Below are 23,454 nucleotides of genomic sequence, written 5' to 3'. Positions count from 1 at the left end.
TTGGTCTCTGATTGAATTTAACTAAGATTTACTCGTCATTTTTGGATAAGTATTGACCGAATGTAAAATATTTAATTGTGGTTGATCTTCTTTACTTGATTTTGTGTTAGTTTGTTGCGTGCTCTCCCAATTAATGTAGAAAAATAAATGGCATCTTTTTTAGAATGATAGAGCTCGAATTTTTTTAACTCTTTTGTATCTTTTAAAGAGCCATTGATTCATTTTGCAGATAAAGGTAAAGAGTTTTGATCTTTTAAGTTGTGACCAATTTTATAGTCAAAAAGAGAAATTTCCTTCTTTAACAATATTTTATTGCATCAATTCCAAAAGGTCAATAGTTACGTTTTTCTTTATAAATTAAAGTTGTTTGGTGTTTATTTTTCCATTACTCAGATAAAATCCTATCTTACCCTTTAGCATTTGTTCAGCTTTTTGACCAAATATTTCATAGCGCCAACCATTCATAGCGGGAATATTTTTTTTTATACACCCGTTTGCGATTTTTTCTAAGTCATTGGAAGTTGCAATAATTTTCGGTGTAATGCCGTTTTCGTTCGCAACAAGTTTTAATAACACTTTAAGAAGATCGATAATGGCAGATGATGTTTCATTAAGTGGATTATATTTAGGAAGAGCAGGTAAAGTCGCAAGATCAACTTCTAAGCCCTCATGGACAGCTTTGATTAATGTGTGTGCAATTGAGAATTTATCCCAATTTTTGTTCAGACTGCGCAAATGTTTCAAGGCGGCTTCATCTTTTGGTTGTTGGGTTGCGATTTCGATGAGACATTCATCTTTTATGAGATGACGACGTGGAATATTATATTGTTGTGCTTTACGTTCACGCCAAGCTGCTATTTTTTGTAATACGGCAAGTTCACGAGGTTTTTTAATTTTTCCTTTCACTTTTTTCCACGCTTCATCTTCTGGTATATCATAGGTTTTAGGTGTTAGAAGGATCGCTATTTCATCATCCATCCAATGGGTGCGTTTATTTTTTTCGAGCTGTTTTTTCAATAAGAGATAAACATCTCTTAGATAGGTTACATCAGCAAGTGCATAGAGCAGTTGTTTTTCGGAAAGAGGACGACAGCTCCAGTCTGTAAAACGGGATGATTTATCAAGTTGATTACCCGTGCAGCGTTGTACAATTTGATCATAAGAGATAGAATCACCAAACCCACAGATTGATCCTGCTATTTGGGTATCGAAAAGAGGAAACGGAATGACACCTCCAAGATGATAAATCGTTTCAATATCTTGGCGTGCAGCGTGAAAAACTTTAACAATTTTTTTATCTGCCATGAGATCGAAAAAAGGTTTTAGATCAATATCTTGTGATATTGGATCAATCAGAACTGTAGCACCTGGTGATGCAAGTTGGATTAAACACAGTTGAGGCCAAAAAGTTGTTTCCCGGATAAATTCTGTGTCTACTGTTACAAAATCAGAGTTCCGTAAAGTGGTAAGTGCAATTTCAAGATCTGTTGTTTGTGTAATAAGTTTCATCATTCTATTATAACCAGATAAATTTAAATTTGTCTTTATATTGACTTTTTTTTTGAGTCTTTGTCCTCATATCTTGACAAATGGTTGTTAAAAAGCGTTTGTAGCGCGTGTGAGTTATTATAAATCAAAGGCAAAAACTATGCATCGTTATCGCAGTCATAATTGCGCTGCTCTTCGTAAATGTGATGTAGGAATAAAAGCTCGTCTTTCAGGATGGGTTCATCGTGTTCGTGATCATGGAGGAATCCTTTTTGTAGATTTGCGTGATCATTTTGGAATCACACAAATTATTGCTGATCCTGCTTCGCCAGCTTTTAAAATTATCGAAAAAGTGCGTTCTGAATGGGTTATTCGTGTAGATGGGGAAGTACGCGCGCGTTCTGATGAAGTTGTTAATACGTCTCTTCCAACAGGTGAAATTGAGATTTTTGCGAAAGAAGTGGAAATTCTTTCAAAGTCTGATGAGCTTCCTTTACCGGTTTTTGGTGAGCCTGATTATCCAGAAGATATTCGATTGAAGTATCGTTTTCTTGATTTACGTCGCGAAACCATGCATAGGAATATTATGCGTCGTACTGAAATTATTGCTGCTATCAGACGCTCTATGCAAGAGAATGGTTTTACAGAATTTACGACACCGCTTTTGACAGCCTCATCACCAGAAGGGGCGCGTGATTTTTTGGTTCCAAGTCGTATTCATCAGGGAAAATTTTATGCATTGCCACAAGCACCTCAGCAATACAAACAGTTGTTGATGATGTCAGGTTTTGATCGTTATTTTCAAATTGCTCCCTGTTTTAGAGATGAAGATCCTCGGGCTGATCGTCTTCCAGGTGAATTTTATCAATTAGATGTTGAAATGAGTTTTGTTGAACAAGAAGATGTTTTTGTAACAATGGAACCCATTATGCGTTCTCTTTTTGAAGAGTTTGCAGATGGAAAGTCTGTAACGCAAAGCTTTCCTCGTATTTCCTATGAGGAGGCAATACGAAAATATGGCTCGGATAAGCCTGATTTACGTAATCCTATTGTCATGGAAGATGTTTCTCAGCATTTTTGTGATTCTGGTTTTAAAATTTTTGATCAAATTTTAGCAAATGATGAGAATGCACGGGTGTGGGCTATTCCAGCTAAAACGGGTGGAAGTCGTGCTTTTTGTGATCGTATGAATAGATGGGCACAAAGTGAAGGACAACCAGGACTTGGTTATATTTTCTGGCGTGAAGAACAGGGAAAGTTTGAAGGAGCGGGTCCTATCGCCAAAAATATCGGTGAACAGAGGACTGAAGCACTTCGTATACAGCTTGGACTTGAAAGTGATGATGCTTGCTTTTTTGTTGCGGGAGATCCAAAGAATTTTTTACCTTTTGCTGGAGCTGCACGCACTCGGGTAGGAGAAGAATTAGGTCTTGTTGATCGAGACTGTTTCTCTTTAGCGTGGATTGTTGATTTTCCATTTTTTGAATGGAATGAAGATGAGAAAAAGCTTGATTTTGCACATAATCCTTTTTCAATGCCTCAAGGTGGAAAAGATGCTCTTGAATGTCAAGATCCTCTTACTCTTAAGGCTTTTCAATATGATCTTGTTTGCAATGGCTATGAGATTGCTTCGGGTGGGATCCGTAATCACTCTCCAGAAATGATGCTTAAGCTTTTTAATCTTGCTGGTCTTTCTAAAGAGATAGTAGAAGATCGTTTTGGTGGTCTTTATCGCGCATTCCATTATGGAGCACCACCGCATGGTGGTATGGCTGCGGGTATTGATCGTATTATTATGCTTTTGCAAGGCGTCAAAAATTTACGTGAGGTTTCTTTATTTCCTATGAATCAGCAAGCACTTGATCTTTTGATGAGTGCTCCATCTGATGTTTCTTCTGCACAATTGCATGATTTAGGGATACGAATGGTTCCTGTTAGCCAAAATGGTTATTAAAGTTGCTTGTGTAACTGTTGCTATCATAAGTATTTTTATTTTTTTTCTTTGTTTTGTAAATTTTAATAATTTAAAATTAATTTATTTTTAGTATTATATTTATAATAAAATAATTTATATTATTTTCTTGAGTATCTATTTATAAAATAGATATTATATCTTATTTTTATATTATTAATGTATATATTTATAATTTATATGCGTTATTATTTGTATTAACATTTGTAATTTGCATACATTTTTAATAAAAATATAAATAAATTTATTATTATAGAATGTTTAATTTTTATCTTAATTATATTTAAATTTTTTAAATATAATATAAAATACTATGCTATATATTTATCAAATATAGCAATATAAATAAAATTTTTTAATTTCTTATATTAATTTTTTAAAAAGAATATTTTTATATTTGTTTTAAAAATCATCTATTTTAACTTTAGGTATTTTTATCTGTTGCTCAGATAAAGTGTAAAGCATGTGTATAAATTTTTCAAATTGCTATAATTTTCTGTTCATGTTTTAATCACAATGCTTAATTTTGTGTAGTCAGTTTTTAATAAAAATAGTTGATTTACAAAAGATCGCACTGAAAAAATCTTATAAAATAATTGCTCATTATTTTGGGAATTGTTGTCCTAATACTATGTCTGATAAAATGAATTTGCCTTTTGATAAAGAACATATTGAGCCAATAGAATTACGTTCTGCTTTACAAGAGCGTTATTTGGCTTATGCGCTTTCTACTATTACGCACCGTGCGTTGCCTGATGTACGTGATGGTTTGAAACCTGTACATAGGCGTATTGTTCACGCTATGCGTTTACTCAAACTTAATCCAGGACAGTCTTATGCAAAATGCGCACGGATTGTTGGGGATGTCATGGGAAAATTTCATCCACATGGTGATGCATCTATTTATGATGCATTAGTGCGCTTGGCTCAGAATTTTTCTGTTCGTTATCCATTGGTTGATGGACAAGGAAATTTTGGGAATATTGATGGTGATAATGCTGCTGCTATGCGTTATACGGAAGCACGCATGACTGAAGTGGCTGCATTGCTGCTTGAGGGAATTAATGAAAATGCTATTGATTTTCGTTTAACCTATAATGAGGAAGATGAAGAACCAGTTGTTTTACCCGGGGCTTTTCCTAATCTTTTAGCAAATGGTTCATCAGGTATTGCTGTTGGTATGGCAACATCTATTCCACCTCATAATGTTGCTGAACTCTGTGATGCAGCGCTCCATTTGATTGCGCATCCCAATGTTTGTGATAAGGAATTAAATCACTTTGTACTTGGACCTGATTTTCCAACAGGTGGTATTTTAGTCGAGCCTAAAAATAGTATTGAGGAATCTTATCGTGTTGGGCGTGGTTTTTTTCGGTTGCGTTCGCGCTGGCATCAGGAAACCGGTAACCGTGGTTCTTATGTGCTTGTTGTGACTGAAATTCCCTTCCAGGTTCAAAAGTCACGTCTTATTGAAAAAACAGCAGAATTACTGCTTGCACGGCGTTTACCAATGCTTGAAGATATTCGTGATGAGTCAGCAGAAGATATTCGCATTGTACTTATTCCTAAAAATCGTACAGTTGATCCTGAGATTCTTATGGAGTCTCTTTTTAAATTGACTGATTTTGAAATAAGATTTCCTCTCAATCTTAATGTTTTGTCTTTGGGAAAAGTACCGAATGTTCTTTCTTTGCGGGAAAGTTTGCAACAATGGCTTGAACATCGTCAGGAGGTGCTTATTCGCCGCTCTCGTTATCGGCTTGATGAAATTGAACGACGGTTAGAAATTCTCCATGGATATCTTATCGCATATTTGAATCTTGATGAAGTGATCCAGATTATTCGGGAAGAGGATGAACCGAAAAAAAAGCTCATCGACCGTTTTCAATTAGCAGAAAATCAAGCTGAAGCTATTCTTAATATGCGCTTGCGTTCTTTACATAAACTTGAGGAATTTGAAATTCGTAAGGAATTTGAAACCTTGAGAGCTGAAAAAGAAAAACTGAAAAATTTGTTAGATTCTCGGACAAAGCAATGGAAAATAATCTCAGAGGAAATCATAAAAGTTCGTAAAGCTTTTGGTCCTGATACTTTTTTAGGGAAAAGACGTACAACATTTGAAGAAGCACCAAGACATGACCTTGATGATATTCATCAGGCAATGATCGAAAAAGAACCAGTTACTATTGTTATTTCTGAAAAGGGCTGGATGCGTGCTTTGAAGGGGCATTTGAGTGATTACAATGCACTTTCTTTCAAAGAAAGGGATTGTTTGAAATTAGCATTTCCAGCGTTTACTACAGATAAGATTGTGGTAATAAGTACTGGCGGAAAGTTTTTTGCTATTGCTGCAAATAGTTTGCCTGGAGGACGGGGGCATGGGGAACCTATTCGTATTTTGGTTGATATGGATGACGAACATGATGTCCTGACAGCTTTTGTACATCATACACAGGAAAAACTTCTCTTAGTTTCATCTTATGGAAATGGTTTTATTATACCTGCAACTGAAGTGATTGCTAATACACGAAAAGGCAAGCAAGTTATGAATGTAAAATTTCCTGATAAGGTAAAACTTTGTGTTCCAGTAAAAGGTGATCATGTTGCAGTGGTTGGTGAAAACCGTAAAATGCTCATTTTTGCCATTGAACAAATACCAGAAATGAGTCGCGGTAAAGGTGTTCGTTTACAACGTTACAAAGAGGGTGGTGTTGTTGATGTCAAAACTTTTAATTTATCAGAAGGTTTAAGTTGGCAAGATACAGCTGGACGTTGCTTTAATCGCCAAGCAAGTGATCTCATTGAGTGGATGGGAGTCCGTGCTGGAGTAGGGCGTGTGGTTCCGAAAGGCTTTTCAAAATCAGGAAAATTTACCAATTAAACTGTGTTCCATATCTAATTCTTAAGTTCTGTGTCTTAAGTCAAGATGACAAAAAAGGTAGAGCTGTGGTAACCGTTCCATTTGTAAAGAGCTGGAATTTATTATAGGAGGAAATATAACATGCACTACAGAAATCTGCAAAGAATTGACTATTTGTTTATGGGGGATGAGTTTTTGCTATTCGCGTGAGGATTAAAAACTTCCTCCGTTATTTTATGAATGTTCATTTTAGTTTAAAATGGGTATTCAAAGATGGTAGCTTGCCTTTATTATCAAGCATTTTTTAACATTATCAATCCCGTGTGAAAGAACATATCAAGGATTCTGGGCAATGATGGTGTATCTATGAGGATAATTCCACCTTTTCTAAAGTTTATCACACTATTGCGGATATAGATTTAGGCAGTAGATGATAAAGAAAGTCTAGCATGAGAATGAAGCATTGTCAAAAAGGCAAGCTTGAAGATTTTCCCTCTAAACAGTCATGCTATAATTGATGCTTTGGTCGGCTTAGTTTGGCGTTATCTTCTCATGTCTGAGAACAGCAATGATATGATTCAAACACTTTAGCTTATTGAAGAGGATAAAACTAATAAACAAGTTATTACTGATGGAGGGTTATTGTTTAGAGGTACAAAGAAAACTGATGAGGCAGTAAAACTCCATTCCTGTTTTTCCTTTTCGCTCGATTAGGAAAATACTGTAGAATGATGATGACCATTTTTATGAAGAACGCTATTTTAACGAATATTTTTGAATAAAATTAAATATCTCAGATTTATCTTCTGGTAAGTTGATAAACAACTTTTTCTTTTATAGGGTTTCTGGTTGCCGCTTCAGTTGTTTCTTGGCTTAGAAAAAATTAAGTACATAAAATTCAGATTCCATGTTTTTTTCTACAGCACCGTAAAACGATATTTGATTTTTTTATAGTTGTGTTTATTGAGTATTATATTGCCTAAAAAGATACCCACGTTCTGCCCATAAAACGAGAAATATAGCGATGAAGCTTAAGAAGAAAAAACCTGCCGAATTGGGGGTGATTGTTTCATTAAATTGTTGTGCAATGAAAAAACTAAGTCCTGTTCCGATGGATGTCTGAAGAAAGCCAGATACAGAAGATGCTGTCCCAGCGATTTCTCCTACTGATTCGAGAGCGAGTGTGTTAAAATTGGCCATAATACCGCCGCAGGCAAACATGAGTATACAGAATAATAGTATGTATAAAGGAAAAGAAATAACGCCATCTGTTAAGATGGACCCTACAAACAAAATGCATGAAGTAACACAAAAGAGCAACAGCATAGTATGTGCAATACGTCGCATTCCAAGGCGTCCAACAAATTGAGAATTAAAGAATGATGATAGAGCTTGAAAAGCTGCACTGATAGCAAACACAATGGGAAACCATAGACCTAAGCTATAAATCCCTTCATATGTTTGTTGTGCTGTATTAACGGCAGTAAAAATACAAGCTAAAATATTAGAGGCCGCTAGTGTATAGCACAGTGTTATGCGATTGGTTATAATAATCCGTAAATTATGTTTGATTGAAGAAAAGGAAAGAGAACGTTGTGCATAAAGAGTCTCAGGTAAGCGCAGTTGAATCCAAATCATCAGTCCAAAACCAATAATTGCCATGAATATAAAAATAATTTTCCAGTTCCCAAATAATAAAATAAACTGCCCTGTTGAGGGTCCAATTATTGGTGCAATTAGAAAGATCATCATGACGATAGACATAACTTCTGCCATTTTTCGACCATTATAAAGATCACGTACAACAGAAACTGTGAGGACGCGCATAGCGGCGCCTCCTATGCCTTGCAAGATCCGTAAAATAAGCAATAAAGAAAAATTGAATATAAAGGCACAACCAATTGCTGCAAATGAATAAAATGCAAGACCAATGAGAATAAGCTTACGGCGTCCATAACGATCACTTATTGGACCAAAAAATATCTGCGCGATGCCATAACTCATAAGATAACTAGAAATGATATAATGTTGATCATTTTCATTGATAACATGTAAGCTGTTCAAAATATCAGGCATAGCTGGCAGCATAATGTCAACGGCTATAGAATTGATAGCCATGAGTGCACCGATGAGAATAACAAACTCTTTATAGCCAATCTTTTTTTGAAGTACATCACTATGCGTTTTTTCGTTGATTGAATTTGACATTATGGTATCCCTGAAATAAAAATCTCGATTGCACACAGCTCTCTAAGAGTCTGAATAAAATGAGAGATACCTATGTTTTATTGCAGGGAATATCTTTTTTCTTTAACAGTTCTTGCAATTCATTATTTTGAAACATTTCTTTAATAATATCACAACCACCAATGAACTCACCTTTGACATAGAGTTGTGGAATTGTAGGCCAATTTGAATAATCTTTGATTCCTTGACGTAATTCATCAGAGGTTAAAATATTAATCCCTTTATAATTTACCCCTAAATAATCAAGGATTTGAGCAACTTGTCCTGAAAATCCGCATTGTGGAGCATCGGGTGTTCCTTTCATGAATAAAATGACATCATTTTCTTTAATTTCGCTGTCAATAAAATCACGAACAGTAGTCATCTTCATTCCTCGATATTGCAGATTTTTTTATAAGCTATAAGCATACATTCACAATTGCATTCTCTTCTAATCGTATTGAACAAATGAATGCAAGAAGAAATTTTAAATTATTTTGGAATATTTGTTTGCAACATTAAAGCATGAAGGTCATTTCCCATATTGCCTTTAAGAGCATCATAGACCATTTTATGTTGTTGAACACGGTTTTTACCACGAAAACTTTCGGAAATCACTTCCGCAGCATAGTGTTCTCCATCACCGGCGAGATCGCGAATTATTACTGTTGCATCGGGAATGCCTTCGCGAATAAGTGTTTCGATTTCACGAATACTCATTGCCATGATTATTCTCCTCTATTTGTTTATTTCTTGCAAAAATAGAACTCAATCAAGAAAGATGAATAACTCTTTATTCCTCGCCCATAAATCGTGGAAACCAACTTTCATAGGCTTGTGTGAGTTTATTTGCTGAAAGTGTTAATATGCCCTCTATATCGAGAGAATTACCTTCAACTATACCAATCTCTGTTAAAGAAACAGCGTTAATCTTTGCAAGTGCTTTAAGGTGATTGAGGGCATGAGGTTTGACGCTTAAGAGGTAACGTCCTTGATCTTCTCCAAAAAGCTCCGCATGAGGTGGTAATTTGTTGCTTAATTTGGCTTGAATTCCTTTCTCTGCTTTAATGACCATTTCTGCAAGTGCAACAGCTAGTCCCCCGTCAGAAATATCATGAGCGGCATGAATAAAACCACGATGAATGACATCTCGAACAAATTGGCCATGCTTTTTTTCAAGCTGTAAATCTACATGAGGTGGTGCACCTGTATCAATATTCAAAACATCACGTGCGTAAATTGATTGTCCTAAATGAGAGCCGCAATCTCCAATCAAAACAATACTGTCCCCATTTTGCATACCACTGATTGTTACTATTTTAGACCAGTCGTCAAGAAGGCCTACACCGGCGATTGTTGGTGTGGGAAGAATTGCTTCTCCATTGGTTTCATTATAAAGAGAGACATTGCCTGAAACAATAGGAAAGTTGAGAACTCTACAAGCTTCACCTATACCTTTAATGGCGAAGACTAATTGCCCCATAATTTCGGGTTTTTCAGGATTACCAAAATTAAGATTATCTGTGGCTGCTAGTGGTATTGCACCTGTCGTGCTAATATTTCGCCAACATTCTGCGACAGCTTGTTTTCCTCCTTCATAAGGATCTGCTTCACAATAGCGAGGCGTCACATCAGAAGAAAAAGCAAGAGCACGTTTGTCATTACTGCTTACACGGATAACTCCTGCATCACCTCCTGGACGAACAAGGGTATTTCCTTGGATAATTGTATCATATTGTTCATAAGCCCATCGCCGTGAACTTTGATGTGCAGAGTTTAATAATGTCAGGAGTACATTACCAAGATTTTCAACTTTTTTAACTTCTTCTACTTTAAGAATAGGTTGTGGGGTAGGTTCACTCCAAGGGCGATCATAAACAGGGGATTCATTCCCAAGTTCTTTGATAGGAAGATTGACGACTTCTTCCCCTTGATGCAACACACGAAAACGTAAATCATCAGTTGTTTCTCCAATAATGGAAAAATGAAGTCCCCATTTATGAAAAATTGCTGCTGCTTGTTTTTCTAATTCTGGTTTAAGCACCATGAGCATACGTTCTTGGCTCTCAGAAAGCATCATTTCATAGGCTGTCATGTTTTCTTCACGAACGGGAACTTTATCAAGATTAAGCTTTATACCTAAATCTCCTTTTGCTCCCATTTCAACTGCAGAAGATGTTAAACCTGCTGCACCCATATCTTGAATAGCAACTACAGCTCCTAGCTCCATGAGTTCTAAGCAAGCTTCAAGAAGGCATTTTTCGGTAAAAGGATCCCCCACTTGAACAGTTGGACGTTTTTCACTGATTGAATCGTCAAATTCGGAAGAAGCCATTGTCGCTCCACCAACACCATCACGTCCTGTTTTGGCACCAAGATAAACAACAGGAAGTCCAACTCCTTGCGCTTTAGAATAAAAAATAGAATCTGTCTTTGCAATACCAGCGACAAAAGCGTTTACAAGGATATTACCATTATAACGCTCATCAAAATTTATTTCTCCACCAACGGTTGGAACGCCAAAAGCATTACTATAACCACCGATTCCAGAAATGACGCCAGAAACAAGATGGCGTGTTCGAGGATGATCAGGAGATCCAAATCGCAATGCATTCATTGCTGCAACAGGACGGGCTCCCATGGTAAAGACATCGCGCAAAATACCACCAACACCTGTTGCCGCACCTTGATAGGGTTCAATGTAAGAAGGATGATTGTGGCTTTCCATTTTGAAAACTACGCATTGTCCTTCACCAATATCAACAATACCAGCATTTTCACCAGGACCTTGAATGACACAGTATCCTTCTGTTGGAAGAGTTTTTAGCCATTTTTTGGATGATTTATAGGAACAATGTTCGTTCCACATTGCAGAAAAAATCCCTAGCTCAGTAAATGTTGGCTCCCTTCCAATTAAAGTTAGGATATGTTGGTATTCTTCATTTTTTAAACCGTGTTGTGCAATTAATTCTGGTGTAATGGCGATGTTATTGCAAGGATTCATGATTACTTTATCCGTCAAATTAATCGAAATTTAGCATTTTTATTATTTTAAATCTAGCAGCTTAGATCATCAATGATTGTATTGTTTGATAAGAAAGCACTTCATAAACTATTAATGGAGATGCTGGTTGTTTTCTTTGTGGATTCAAAGAGCAAAAATGACTTTTGAATAAATCTTTTTTTGTGTAGAAAATACACTCCATTATGTCTATCAAACGTTTAGTTCGTAAATTCACAGCGCGGGAAATGATACAGATTTTTAATTTTTAAAACAGTGAAGTAGTCTAAAATCTTCTTTTTTATCATCCCTTTGCCAATTCTAAAGCACTTTGAAAAAGTAAACGGCCATCAGTACCACCATGTGCGGGTTCAATGGAATTTTCAGGATGAGGCATCATACCAAGAATGTTACCAGCTTTATTGATAATACCGGCAATATCATTTATCGAACCATTAGGGTTTGTATTTTCTGCATAGCGAAAAACAATTTGCTCATTCTCTTCCATTTGTTTTAATGTTTCACTATCAACAAAATAATTTCCATCGTGATGTGCAACAGGACAACGAATGATTTGTCCTTTAGAATAATAGCGAGAAAATTTTGTGTTAGTGTTCACTACTTCAAGCTTTATTTCACGACAAACAAATTTTAACGAAGTGTTACGCATTAAAGTACCGGGTAACAAACCAGCTTCCAACAAAATTTGAAATCCATTACATATGCCAATTACCGTGACACCTTCTTGTGCTTTCTCACGAACGGCTTGCAAAACGGGTGTTCGCGCGCCAATAGCACCACATCTTAAGTAGTCGCCATAAGAAAAACCACCAGGAATAACAATGACATCTACATCTGGAATTGTTGATTCTGTTTGCCAAATTTTTAGTGGGTCAGTTCCTGTTATGTGATGGAGTGCTGCAACTATATCCCGATCGCGATTTAATCCCGGTAGTTGAATGATGGCAGTTTTCATGGAAGTTTCACTTAAAGAAGTTCTATGGTATAATTTTCAATGACAGTATTTGCGAGCAACTCTTCACATATTTGTTCAAGTTTTTTCTTGGCATTTTCAGCAGGTTGATCATTGAGCACAATATCAAAAACTTTTCCTTGGCGAATAGAGTGAATACCTGTGAAAGATAAACTTTTTAAAGCACTGACAATTGCTTCCCCTTGCGGATCAAGAACACTGTTTTTGAGACTAACTGTAACGCGTGCTTTCATTTTTTATTTCCTGTTGTTAGAAGCGCCGCTCTTTAAAGAGTTGTACTTACATAATAAAGGAAGGTGACATTAATGTTACCTTGTTTTTTATTTCACTAAAACTGGACCGCTTGGTCGTGGAGGTTCATTTTCATTGATAATACCAAGACGTTTTGCCACTTCTTGATAGGCGTTAATAAGCCCTCCCATATCACGCCGAAAACGATCTTTATCCATTTTTTCTTGTGTTTGCATATCCCATAACCGGGTAGAATCAGGAGATATTTCATCAGCAAGAATAATACGCATCGCTTCATTTTCCCACAAACGGCCAAATTCCATTTTAAAATCAATAAGTTGAATATTAACCCCTGCAAAAAGTCCAGAAAGAAAATCATTAATACGAATTGAAAGTTGCATAATGTCTTCTATTTCTTGTGGAACAGCCCAGCCAAAAGCAGTGATATGTTCTTCGGTTACCATGGGATCATCAAGGGAATCATTTTTATAATAAAATTCAATGATTGATTGCGAAAGAGGGGTCCCTTCTTCCAATCCAAAACGCTTAGAAAGAGATCCAGCAGCAACGTTACGAACAACAATCTCCAATGGAATAATTTCAACAGCTTTAATGAGTTGTTCGCGCATATTTATACGCTTAATAAAGTGTGTTGGGATTCCTAAACGACCAAGATGGCTAAAAATATGTTCTGAAATACGGTTATTTAAAACCCCTTTTCCATCGATGATTTCATGCTTTTTTGCGTTAAAAGCAGTTGCGTCATCTTTAAAAAATTGAATATAGGTACCAGGTTCAGGTCCTTCATATAGAATTTTGGCCTTGCCTTCATAAATACGGTGGCGACGATTCATTATAATTCTCTATTATTTGAGAGGTTTTGAATAACATTGATAAATAATATTATCCTAATTGGCATAAATTCTCAATGATTGCTATAATATTTCATAATTTTTTTATTATTGAGCTCTTATTAAAAGAGGAATAAGATTAAAGAGACATAGTAAAGAAAATTATCTCTATGGGATTAAATTTTCGCAAGAAAATGGGAGAAAAGCATAAGTCCTTCGGGCCAAGGTCCGTGCCCAGATTCTACATTAATATGCCCAGATTGTCCGGCGTCAACAAAAAATGCTCCCCAATCAGCAGCAAGTTTTTTTGCGACTGAGAATTGGCACAATTCATCATTGCGGCTGGCTATGACTACAGAGGGAAAGGCTAATTTTTTGCAATGATAAGGACAAAATGTCATTAAATATTTTGGACGTATTTTTTCATCGCTTACATCTGGAGGAGCAACAAAAAAGGCGCCACAAACTTTTTCTGCGTTTTGTAGCGTTGCATGAATAGCTGTCGGAACTCCTAATGAATGGGCAATAATTACAACGGGTTTTTGAGCTTGTGAAATGGCAATTTTAACCTCATTAACCCATTCCTCACACACAGGTTTTGACCAATGAGTTTGTTGAACACGACGAGCTGTAGACAATTTTTTTTCCCATCGTGTTTGCCAATGATCAGGACCAGATCCTTCGTAGCCAGGAACAATAAGAATATCGAGTTGATTTGCTTTCATGAATTGTTTCTCTCATTACAACAGATTTTGTCTCATAGGGTGAAGACATTATGCTTGTTCCTTGTATATGCAAGCTATACAATTTTTTTATTCCCCAAAAACGCGGTTAAAAATTGTGTTGATATGTTTGGTGTGGTAAGAAAGATCAAATTTTTCGCGAAGTTCTTCTTCACTTAAAGCTTTTGTAACATCTTTATCGTAAAGTAATTCTTCTAGAAAATCTTTTCCTTGTTCCCAAACTTTCATCGCATTTCGTTGTACAATCCGGTAGGAATCTTCGCGACTTACTCCAGCTTGTGTGAGTGCTAAAAGCACACGCTGTGAATGAACAAGTCCTCGAAATTTATTGAGATTTTTTTGCATATTTTCTGGATAGACAATTAAATTTTCAATAACGGATGTGAGTCGAGCAAGAGCAAAATCAAGTGTGATGGTCGCATCAGGGCCAATATAACGCTCAACAGAGGAGTGAGAAATATCGCGTTCATGCCAAAGTGCTACATTTTCCATGGCAGGTATTACAAATGCACGCACCATACGTGCTAATCCCGTTAAATTTTCTGTTAAAACAGGATTACGTTTATGGGGCATAGCCGATGAACCTTTTTGCCCTGGTGAAAAATGTTCTTCTGCTTCAAGAACTTCTGTTCGTTGTAGATGACGTATTTCTATGGCTAATCTTTCAATAGATGAAGCAATAACACCAAGCGTTGCAAAAAACATGGCGTGGCGATCGCGTGGTATCACTTGGGTGGAAACTGGTTCAATACGTAATCCCAATGCTGTTGCTACATGTTCTTCAACGCGTGGGTCAATGTTTGCAAAAGTCCCTACAGCTCCTGAAATAGCACAAGTAGAAATTTCTTCCCGTGCAGCAAGAAGACGTTTACGACATCTTGAAAATTCAGCATATGCAAGAGCGAACTTGATACCAAATGTTATTGGTTCAGCATGAATGCCATGACTCCGCCCAATGGTGATTGTCTCTTTATGTTCAAAAGCACGTTTTTTTAATGCTTCCAGAAGTTGATCTATGTCTTTTAGCAGAATATCACTGGCACGCATTAGCTGAATATTAAGCGTTGTATCTAGAACATCTGACGATGTCATGCCTTGGTGGACAAAACGTGCTTCTGGACCAATAAATTCAGCTAAGTGGGTTAGAAATGCTATAACATCATGCTTAGTGATTGCTTCAATTTCATTAATGCGATTGACATCAAATTCGGCTACTTTTCCTTTTTCCCAAATCACCTTTGCTGTTTCTTTAGGAATAATACCTAGTTTAGCTAATGCGTCACAGGCATGTGCTTCGATTTCAAACCAAATGCGATATTTCGTTTTGGGTGACCAAATTGTTACCATTTCAGGGCGGGAATAACGTGCTATCATAATTTTTTCCTTATTGTGAGAGGATCGCGGCTTGGCGCAATGCGTTAATGCGTGTTTTGTAAAGCTCTTTGTTTCCATCTTTATAAATTGCAGAACCTGCAACAAATACATTTGCACCAGCTTTTGCAGTTATTCCGATTGTATCAACAGTGATACCGCCATCAACTTCTAGATCAATAGGTCGATGAGCAATCATGCTTTTGACTCGTTTGATTTTATCTTTTATTTCTGAAATAAAATTTTGTCCGCCAAAACCAGGATTAACTGTCATGATGAGGATTAGATCTAATTGATCGAGCAAATACTCAAGCACATGTTCTGGTGTGCTTGGATTGATTGCAATTCCTGCTTTTTTTCCCATTTCTTTAATTTTTTGGATTGAACGATGAAGATGAAGGCCAGCTTCAGCGTGAATGGTTATGATATCTGCACCCGCTTTTGCAAAGGCTTCCAAATAAGGATCTGCCGGTGCGATCATGAGATGGACGTCAAATATTGCTTTGGTTAACGGGCGCAGTGCCTTGACGGTATTGGGACCAAAAGTGATATTCGGAACAAAGTGACCGTCCATAATATCGAGATGGAGCCAGTTTGCTCCAGCATCAACAACATCTAATACTTCTTGCCCAAGTTTAGAAAAATTAGAAGCCAAGAGTGAAGGTGCAATGAGATGAGAACGAGGCATTAAGGTCTCCTTGATTGGCTCTTTTTAGCATGGTGTTTTGTAGACTAAAATATTATTTGTGTTATGACATAAAAGAAGGAGTATTTGTAATAGATCTTTTTGTGGAAATATTATTTGAAATTTTAAAGCTATGTAAATGAAAGAGATGTCTAATCATACGGCACATTTAATGCCTAAAATTCAACATATTGTTACTGTTTCTTCACAAGAATACCGAGATGCGATGAGTCATTTTGCAGGAGCTGTACACATTGTGACAACAAATGGCATTAAGGGAAAGCGTGGGGTGACAATTTCAGCATGTTGTTCTTTATCTGATGATCCTCCAACACTTCTTGTTTGCCTCATGCGCCATAACCTCAAGAATCAGTCATTTATAGAAAATGGGAACTTTTGTGTGAATAGTTTGGCCGGAAGACACCGTCCACTAGCTGATATTTTTTCTGGGCGTTACAATTATACAGGAATTGAATGTTTTGATAAAGCGCAATGGGGGACTTTACAGACTGGTGCACCTAGTCTTTCAGATGCTTTAGCATCATTTGATTGTCGGTTAATTTGTTGGCATGAGCATGCAACTCATTACGTTTTGATTGGTAAGGTTGTTGCAATTAACCGTAATCAAGAGAAAGATGCTTTGACGTATTTGAATCGTAGATATCATACTCTGCCGTTATAAAGATTTTTATTTTTTAAGTATTAGGATGATTTGTTGTTGTTACATTTGGATTATTAGCTCAATAAGGGGTAAAATTATTCGTTTGATTTCCAATGTTTGCATTTTCCTATTTTATAGGTTTTGGAGTATGTCTGGAAACGGGATATATTAGGAGAATCCCTAAACTTTCATTCCCTCAAAAGAATGTATTTTATGCAAAAAAGTGGCTAAAAACTTAAAAAGTGGCTTTAAACACATTTTTAGGTTGTTATAAAAAAACATTTTACACTTGTGTTGATCGGTGTTGAACAATATATAGACCGCACATACCATATATGGAGGTTTTTATGGCATGAGCGAAGAGATTGATGGTCAATATCGTCCTAGTGAAGATGAACCTTTTATGAATGAACGGCAAAGGGCGTATTTCCGTGCTAAATTGGTTTCTTGGAGAAATGATATATTAAGGGAAGCACGTGAAACTTTAGAAAATTTGCAGGAAGAGAATGCTAGTCAACCCGATTTAACGGATAGAGCATCTTGTGAAACTGATCGTACAATTGAATTACGTGCTCGTGATCGTCAGAGAAAGCTCATTTCAAAAATAGATGCTGCTTTAGAGCGCATCGATAACGGCACTTACGGTTTTTGTGAGGAAACTGGCGAACCTATTAGTATAAAGCGTCTTGAAGCTCGACCGATTGCAGTTTTGTCATTAGAAGCACAAGAACGCCACGAACGACGCGAAAGAATTTACCGCGACGATTAAAAGCGATTTCGATGGTGAACACATGAAATGTACGGTGCTAGAATTATTTGTTTTATTTTTTGGGAAGAGGGATAAATAAAGATGGTTCTTGCCGTCCTTCAATTTCAGCGGTAATTGCTGAATCTTCTACTTGTTTTTTCATAAAACGAGCGGAGAGAGAGTCTTGCGTATGCTCTTTTTCACTTATGAAAGAAGGTTTTTTTTCTGAAATGTTTAGGTTTTGATTGGCTTCTGTTGTTGTTAATATTTGCTGAGTCTTTCTTTTTTGTATGATAGATGTATTGATAATATTGGATTCTACAACAACGTCTGTTAATCCACCAATAAGAAGCAAATGCTCTCTGTTATCGCAACGTACTAAAATAAGACGACGTGTGCGATCAATAGAAATGGTATCGCACAGAGTTAATCTCGGTAGATGCTTTTTTCTGTTGATACTGAATCCTCTTGTATTTGAACGACGTAAAAGCAAAATAATTGCTGCTATTGCAGAAATTATTATGATAAAAAATGCAAGGCTTGTGATTATGTTAGCTGCGGATGTGCCTATTTGGCTTGATAACCATACATACATAAATTCTCTCCCATTCTGTAATGGAAATACTATTTTTTATTGAAATAAATTTGTAAAGATACACTTAAAAGGTCCAATTATAGTATAAAACAAGATTTTTAAATATTGAGTGATTTTTCTTCAGTGGATATTCTTTTGTATATACTTCATAACGGTGATTATAGAGGTAATTTGTGGCATAAGAAACGCCCATAATCAAGGCAAAGTGAGATGGATACAGGTTTTGAGAATATTGAGAGATCATCATCTTCTTTTGTATATCGAGGAGCTCTCATTCTTCGTGTTGTTTTTGTAATAGCTTTTCTCTTCATTATAGGTCTTTTAGGTTTTTTTTATCCGCAGGGCTTTTTACAAAAGGCTACGGTGATATCTTTTTTGGCTTTAGCAATTATAGGGGTTGCTGCACTTGTTCTGATTGGAATGGGGATTTTGAGATATAATGCAGTATCGTTATATGAAGACTTTGATTTCAGCATCTTTAATAATACCGATGATGCAATTATTATCTCTGATTTGTCCGGTTTTGTTTATTATTCTAATCAAAATTATCGAAAAATCCTTACCTATAAGCCTGATTCTTCTTGTTATGCGGTCATTGCTGATCTTCCTGGAGCTGGTGCGCTGGCGTATCGCTTAAAAGTTGCAGCATGTAGTGATCTTGCTGCACAAGAAGAATTAAGGGTGGAACAGCCGATTTTTATACATTCACAACAAAAAAACTCCGTTTGGTATAATATCTCTGTTCAACCAATGGCAAAGCGAAGAAAAAAGCTTTTATTTTGGCGTATTGCCGATATTTCACATTTGCAGGAGTGTCGTGAAGTTTTTTTCTCAAATCTCCAAGAAGCTATCAATCACTTAGATCAAGGACCTGTTGGTTTTTTATCTGTTAATACACAGGGAACGATTCTTTATGCAAATGCGATTTTTGCCGAATGGTTTTCAATTGATTTGGCGAATTTTATTGTTGGGAAATATAGTTTTGATCAATTATTTGATAACGTTGGAGCTAATAGCTCATGGAGTGATATTTGTTTACAAAATAACAAATATCAAAGTTTAGGGTACTCTTTACCTTATAGATTTTCCTTATCTTTAAGTTCAGAAACTGGTTTGAAAATCTTGAATTGTTTTATGTGTGCTTCTTCTCTCTTAGAGGACGAGGCCATTTATCGTATTGTGGTAATCCCACAGAAAATACAAAAAGAAGAAAACGATGATCAATTAAAATTACCCAGTGCCTTAGTAGAGTATTTTGATGCGAGTCCATTTGCAATAGCGGTGGTAAAGCAGGCAGGACAATTGCTTCACATGAATAATGCTTTTTCATCATTGATGGGATGTACGGGCAATATTAATCTTTATGATGTCATATCTCGCCGTGATCATATGCAGCTAGAGCGTGCGTTTTTGAAAATTACGACAAATAAAAATTATTCTATTTCAATAGAAACAGTTTTAGAAAATAGTGAAGAACGCCATTTGCGTCTCCATATTATGCCTACGCCATATCATGATGATGCATTACAAGATTTGATCATTATCTCTGTTATAGAAACAACAGAACAAAAAACGCTTGAAGATAAAATGATGCAAAGTCAGAAAATGCAAGCTGTTGGGCAGCTGGCTGGAGGTATTGCACATGATTTTAATAATGTTTTAACGGCAATTTTGATGTCGTGTGATCTTCTTTTAAATACACATCGCAGTTTTGATCCAGCATATGCTGATCTTATTAATATCAGAAATAATGCTAACCGTGCAGCTGCACTTGTACAGCAATTATTAGCTTTTTCTAGAAAGCAAATGCTGCGACCGGAAAAAGTTGATTTTACAGAACTTTTGTCAGATATTCGCAATCTTATTTTATCTCTTTTAGGCAATAATATTCAGTTAAAAATTATTCATGGGAGAGATTTATGGAGTGTTGAAGTTGATCAAGCATCTTTCCAGCGTGTTATTATGAATTTGGTTATTAATGCGCGTGATGCTATGCCTAATGGTGGTATTGTTACGATTGCAACGAACAATATTACAAAGCAACAAAGTGCTGAGTTTGATCATGTTGGTTTTGGAGTTGGTGAGTATGTACAGTTGACTATTTCAGATACAGGAACTGGTATATCAGCTGCTGTACAAGAAAAAATGTTTGAACCATTTTTTACGACAAAAGAAGTTGGAAAAGGAACCGGGCTTGGTTTATCAATGGTTTATGGAATTATTAAACAGACAGGTGGTTATGTTTACTGTAATAGTAAAGAAGGGGAAGGAACAACGTTTCATATTTTTCTTCCTCGTTATGTTCCTAATACTGTCCGTGGAGTTTCTCAGCGGATTGAAAAAGGTGAAGAGCAGGACAAAAATACCGACTTAACTGGGTCTGCAACTATTTTGCTTGTTGAAGATGAAGATGCTGTCAGAATGGGTGGGATGAGAGCGCTTCAAATGAGAGGATATACTGTTTTGGAAGCTGCAACTGGGGTTGAAGCACTTGCTGTTCTTGAAGAAAATAAGGGTGCTGTGGATATTGTTATTTCTGATGTAGTGATGCCAGAAATGGATGGACCTACTTTGCTTAAGGAATCGCGTAAAAACTATCCTGACATCAAATTTATTTTTGTTTCTGGGTATGCAAAAGATGCTTTTTCTAAAAATCTTCCACAAGATGCTGTTTTTAGTTTTTTATCTAAGCCATTTACACTCAAACAGTTAGCTTTAAAAGTTAAAGAAACACTTATACAATAAAATAGAGGGTTTTATATTTTAAGATTTTTTAGATAAAAAATACGTGTCTCTTGAAAAGATATATATAATCGATTTAACTGGGAGGGGTAGACTATAGCTTTAGAGTACTATCAAGAGATTTTTATAAGGCTAGAACGCATCGTAGTGAGTGTGCCTCATTAGTTCGTTAACTTTCTTTAATTTCTAATTCAGAAAGGTTTTTAGCTATTTTCATTGTTTCTAAGTTTACTGTAATAATTTGTTGAAACGATTCTAATAGATAGGCCAGATTGTTAATGGTCTTAACAGCATAGCAATTAGCATCATTAACAGGCCCACTCTATTTTATTGCTCTTAACATATTGACACTCCATAGCTCATGCGAGAGTGGATTGACTATTTAACAATGTAGTTGATAGGTTTCAGGAGGGGTATCTGTTGTGACGATATTGCTGTTGTAGATAAGGAGGCTTATCTTTTTCTTTACTGTTTCTAGCGAATTTCATTTTTGTAACGTAGTGAAGTTTTTCAAGATTAGCGATATCGGTAAGCTTAGGGAATTTTTTACTCGTGGCTGGATAAAGTTCTACACTTTTATAGTACACATGCAAATAGTAGAGTTCTCATCCAACAGTAAACAAATATCCTAAAATTTTTAGTGCTTCTTACACAAGGAATATGAGGCAATTTTTTAAAGGAATTATTACCATAATAAGCATGGTAATCTTCTGAATGTAAGAGACTGTAAACATAATAAAAGATATCTTCTTTTGTTATGATCTCACCGGGATAGACAGACAGAAATTTCTTTACTCCCATATCTTTAGTATTGTGAAATCATAAGCTTTATCTGTTTTGGTAAGTGCTCTATGGCAGTCAATATTTTTGCAGAATCATCAAAATCAAGTTTGTAGTTTTTATTTACAATAATATTCCGTATTCCTGGAGTGATAAACTCATCATCGATACCCAAGACAATAATAATCTTATAAGGCGTTAAAAGTTCATTATCTTCGGCTTCTACAAATGTATAATGATGAAGTTGTTTACCGTAGAACTTTTTATCATCCATAGAAATCAAAACGGCATTAATTTCATCAGTTCGCTTTTGGTGAGCGTTACTAAAAATGTGTGTGGTTGCTGTCATGTACAGATGTTTCTTGTACGGAATAATTCTATTGTCATAAACCTTGGTAAAGTTAGATTCACTTTTATCTTTTAGCAAGGTTTCTTCCGTTGTACGAAAGGTTTTATCACAAATGATTTGTATTAAATGATATGTTGAAAATATCATAGTTATTACATCAGCTTTTTTCGTAAGTTTTCGAGTATTCGTTGTTGCTCGTAATACAAAATCTGATGTTTCCATTCCGATAACATTGTTTTGATTTTTAAAACGCTGTCCCGTTTTCCGATCAAAACAAACGGCAAAAGAATGCAATGGGCAATGGGCATTGGGTATCCACTATGTGTTTTCTTATTGTTTGCGATATCAAAGCAAGAGAAGGTAGCAGAAATAAAATACTTCTACCTTTTTTCGTAGGGGTTTCCGCTATTTAAAGGTTAATAAAGATTTTTTCTACGTTCTATACGCCATAATAAGCTTGCTACGACCTGTTGTTAACTCTCAAAAATTTCTTTGATTGCTTTGCCTTGAAAGGAATGAAGCTCTTTTGTAGCTTTAGGAACAACTTCTTTTTTGTTGTAAATGTTTTCCATATAATGAAGGTCAATCCGATAAACTGATATTGCTCTGTCTTTTAATCATTACGTTAACGTTGTCACTTACTTCCATTTCGCTTCTATCAAACAAGAGGTGATATTTAAAAATATTTTTCTTAGATGTCGCGATAAAGCTATAGAATATATCTTGAGTTAATTTGAGGTTTAATTTGTGAAAATTATGCTGAATGGCAATGTATCTATCTTTATTCTACATTTTGGTAGCAGATCAATTTTTACATTATTTTTATTCCAATCTTTACGCTTCTACATCCAATCGTAATAGTTATGAGTTTTATTACATTGTTTATAATGAAGAGAAACTTAAGTCAAATCGGCAATACCAAACTTTTCAAAAATAATCCTAAGTTTATTTTGGAAATTGCTTTTTCACAATAGAAGAGCATAATGTAAGTAGTTTATTATCATATTTGTTAAATTAAATAATTTTAGATAAACTTTATTTCCGTATAATAAATTTATTAAATAACATCAAAACAATATAAATGTTGTTTATTAAATTGTTTTGAAATAAATATCTTAATTAAAGTTAATAATAGAAGAAATATAAATATTTTAAAA

General features: G+C 35.6%; 19 protein-coding genes. 5 read left to right on the top strand and 14 right to left on the bottom strand.

Annotated elements, in window-relative coordinates; genetic code table 11:
* Window positions 1-357: 357 nt before the first annotated feature.
* On the bottom strand, window positions 358-1,512 hold the full coding sequence (gene rnd, locus O9A_RS05475) for a ribonuclease D (RefSeq protein ID WP_034459463.1): 1,155 nt from the start codon (window positions 1,510-1,512) through the stop codon (window positions 358-360).
* A gap of 136 nt (window positions 1,513-1,648) precedes the next feature.
* On the opposite strand from rnd, the gene aspS reads away from it, so the two are divergent.
* Together aspS and parC are read left to right on the top strand one after the other, a co-directional pair.
* A complete protein-coding gene (gene aspS, locus O9A_RS05470) occupies window positions 1,649-3,442 on the top strand; it encodes an aspartate--tRNA ligase (RefSeq protein WP_034459461.1) in 1,794 nt (597 codons plus the stop codon).
* 649 nt (window positions 3,443-4,091) lie between these two features.
* Window positions 4,092-6,341, top strand: coding sequence for a DNA topoisomerase IV subunit A (gene parC / locus O9A_RS05465; protein WP_034459458.1), 2,250 nt, complete (start codon window positions 4,092-4,094; stop codon window positions 6,339-6,341).
* A 939-nt stretch (window positions 6,342-7,280) separates the two neighbouring features.
* Here the strand turns inward: parC and O9A_RS05460 are convergent.
* The 10 genes from O9A_RS05460 to rpe all read right to left on the bottom strand — a co-directional run bounded on the left by O9A_RS05460 (window position 7,281) and on the right by rpe (window position 16,425).
* The gene (locus tag O9A_RS05460) at window positions 7,281-8,528 is read right to left on the bottom strand and encodes a multidrug effflux MFS transporter (RefSeq protein ID WP_034459456.1); all 1,248 of its coding nucleotides are present in this window, start codon (window positions 8,526-8,528) and stop codon (window positions 7,281-7,283) included.
* A gap of 70 nt (window positions 8,529-8,598) precedes the next feature.
* Window positions 8,599-8,931 (bottom strand): Grx4 family monothiol glutaredoxin, encoded by a 333-nt coding sequence (grxD, locus tag O9A_RS05455; RefSeq protein ID WP_034459453.1) that lies wholly within the window; start codon window positions 8,929-8,931, stop codon window positions 8,599-8,601.
* Between the two features lie 107 nt (window positions 8,932-9,038).
* Complete coding sequence (locus O9A_RS05450) at window positions 9,039-9,272, bottom strand: BolA/IbaG family iron-sulfur metabolism protein (RefSeq protein WP_034459451.1); 234 nt, start codon at window positions 9,270-9,272, stop codon at window positions 9,039-9,041.
* Between the two features lie 67 nt (window positions 9,273-9,339).
* Complete coding sequence (gene purL, locus O9A_RS05445) at window positions 9,340-11,550, bottom strand: phosphoribosylformylglycinamidine synthase subunit PurL (RefSeq protein WP_034459449.1); 2,211 nt, start codon at window positions 11,548-11,550, stop codon at window positions 9,340-9,342.
* 301 nt (window positions 11,551-11,851) lie between these two features.
* Complete coding sequence (gene purQ, locus O9A_RS05440) at window positions 11,852-12,523, bottom strand: phosphoribosylformylglycinamidine synthase subunit PurQ (protein ID WP_034459447.1); 672 nt, start codon at window positions 12,521-12,523, stop codon at window positions 11,852-11,854.
* 11 nt (window positions 12,524-12,534) lie between these two features.
* Window positions 12,535-12,774, bottom strand: coding sequence for a phosphoribosylformylglycinamidine synthase subunit PurS (gene purS / locus O9A_RS05435; protein WP_034459445.1), 240 nt, complete (start codon window positions 12,772-12,774; stop codon window positions 12,535-12,537).
* 87 nt (window positions 12,775-12,861) lie between these two features.
* A complete protein-coding gene (purC, locus tag O9A_RS05430) occupies window positions 12,862-13,626 on the bottom strand; it encodes a phosphoribosylaminoimidazolesuccinocarboxamide synthase (protein ID WP_034459444.1) in 765 nt (254 codons plus the stop codon).
* Between the two features lie 173 nt (window positions 13,627-13,799).
* Window positions 13,800-14,348: an RBBP9/YdeN family alpha/beta hydrolase gene (locus tag O9A_RS05425; protein WP_034459441.1), complete on the bottom strand. Its 549-nt coding sequence runs from the start codon at window positions 14,346-14,348 to the stop codon at window positions 13,800-13,802.
* An 87-nt stretch (window positions 14,349-14,435) separates the two neighbouring features.
* Window positions 14,436-15,740, bottom strand: a complete 1,305-nt coding sequence (purB, locus tag O9A_RS05420) for an adenylosuccinate lyase (RefSeq protein ID WP_034459439.1) — start codon at window positions 15,738-15,740, stop codon at window positions 14,436-14,438.
* Between the two features lie 10 nt (window positions 15,741-15,750).
* A complete protein-coding gene (gene rpe, locus O9A_RS05415) occupies window positions 15,751-16,425 on the bottom strand; it encodes a ribulose-phosphate 3-epimerase (protein ID WP_034459436.1) in 675 nt (224 codons plus the stop codon).
* Window positions 16,426-16,570: 145 nt separating this feature from the next.
* Here rpe and O9A_RS05410 point away from each other — a divergent pair, with 145 nt between their 5' ends.
* Together O9A_RS05410 and dksA are read left to right on the top strand one after the other, a co-directional pair.
* A complete protein-coding gene (locus O9A_RS05410) occupies window positions 16,571-17,104 on the top strand; it encodes a flavin reductase (protein WP_034459434.1) in 534 nt (177 codons plus the stop codon).
* A 331-nt stretch (window positions 17,105-17,435) separates the two neighbouring features.
* A complete protein-coding gene (dksA, locus tag O9A_RS05405; RefSeq protein WP_034459431.1) occupies window positions 17,436-17,852 on the top strand; it encodes an RNA polymerase-binding protein DksA in 417 nt (138 codons plus the stop codon).
* A gap of 52 nt (window positions 17,853-17,904) precedes the next feature.
* Here the strand turns inward: dksA and O9A_RS05400 are convergent, their stop codons facing one another.
* Window positions 17,905-18,426, bottom strand: a complete 522-nt coding sequence (locus O9A_RS05400; protein WP_034459428.1) for a flagellar biosynthetic protein FliO — start codon at window positions 18,424-18,426, stop codon at window positions 17,905-17,907.
* A 210-nt stretch (window positions 18,427-18,636) separates the two neighbouring features.
* On the opposite strand from O9A_RS05400, the gene O9A_RS05395 reads away from it, so the two are divergent.
* Window positions 18,637-21,171 (top strand): ATP-binding protein, encoded by a 2,535-nt coding sequence (locus O9A_RS05395; protein ID WP_034459426.1) that lies wholly within the window; start codon window positions 18,637-18,639, stop codon window positions 21,169-21,171.
* A gap of 573 nt (window positions 21,172-21,744) precedes the next feature.
* Here the strand turns inward: O9A_RS05395 and O9A_RS08685 are convergent.
* Window positions 21,745-21,969 carry a type ISP restriction/modification enzyme gene (locus O9A_RS08685; protein WP_245262474.1) on the bottom strand — a complete coding sequence of 75 codons (225 nt, stop codon included), beginning with the start codon at window positions 21,967-21,969 and terminating at the stop codon, window positions 21,745-21,747.
* A gap of 4 nt (window positions 21,970-21,973) precedes the next feature.
* Complete coding sequence (locus O9A_RS05390; protein WP_034459424.1) at window positions 21,974-22,591, bottom strand: hypothetical protein; 618 nt, start codon at window positions 22,589-22,591, stop codon at window positions 21,974-21,976.
* Window positions 22,592-23,454: the final 863 nt, after the last annotated feature.

This window comes from Bartonella koehlerae C-29 (assembly GCF_000706625.1).
Lineage (GTDB): Bacteria > Pseudomonadota > Alphaproteobacteria > Rhizobiales > Rhizobiaceae > Bartonella > Bartonella koehlerae.
This window is presented reverse-complemented; position numbering and strand designations above follow the sequence as displayed.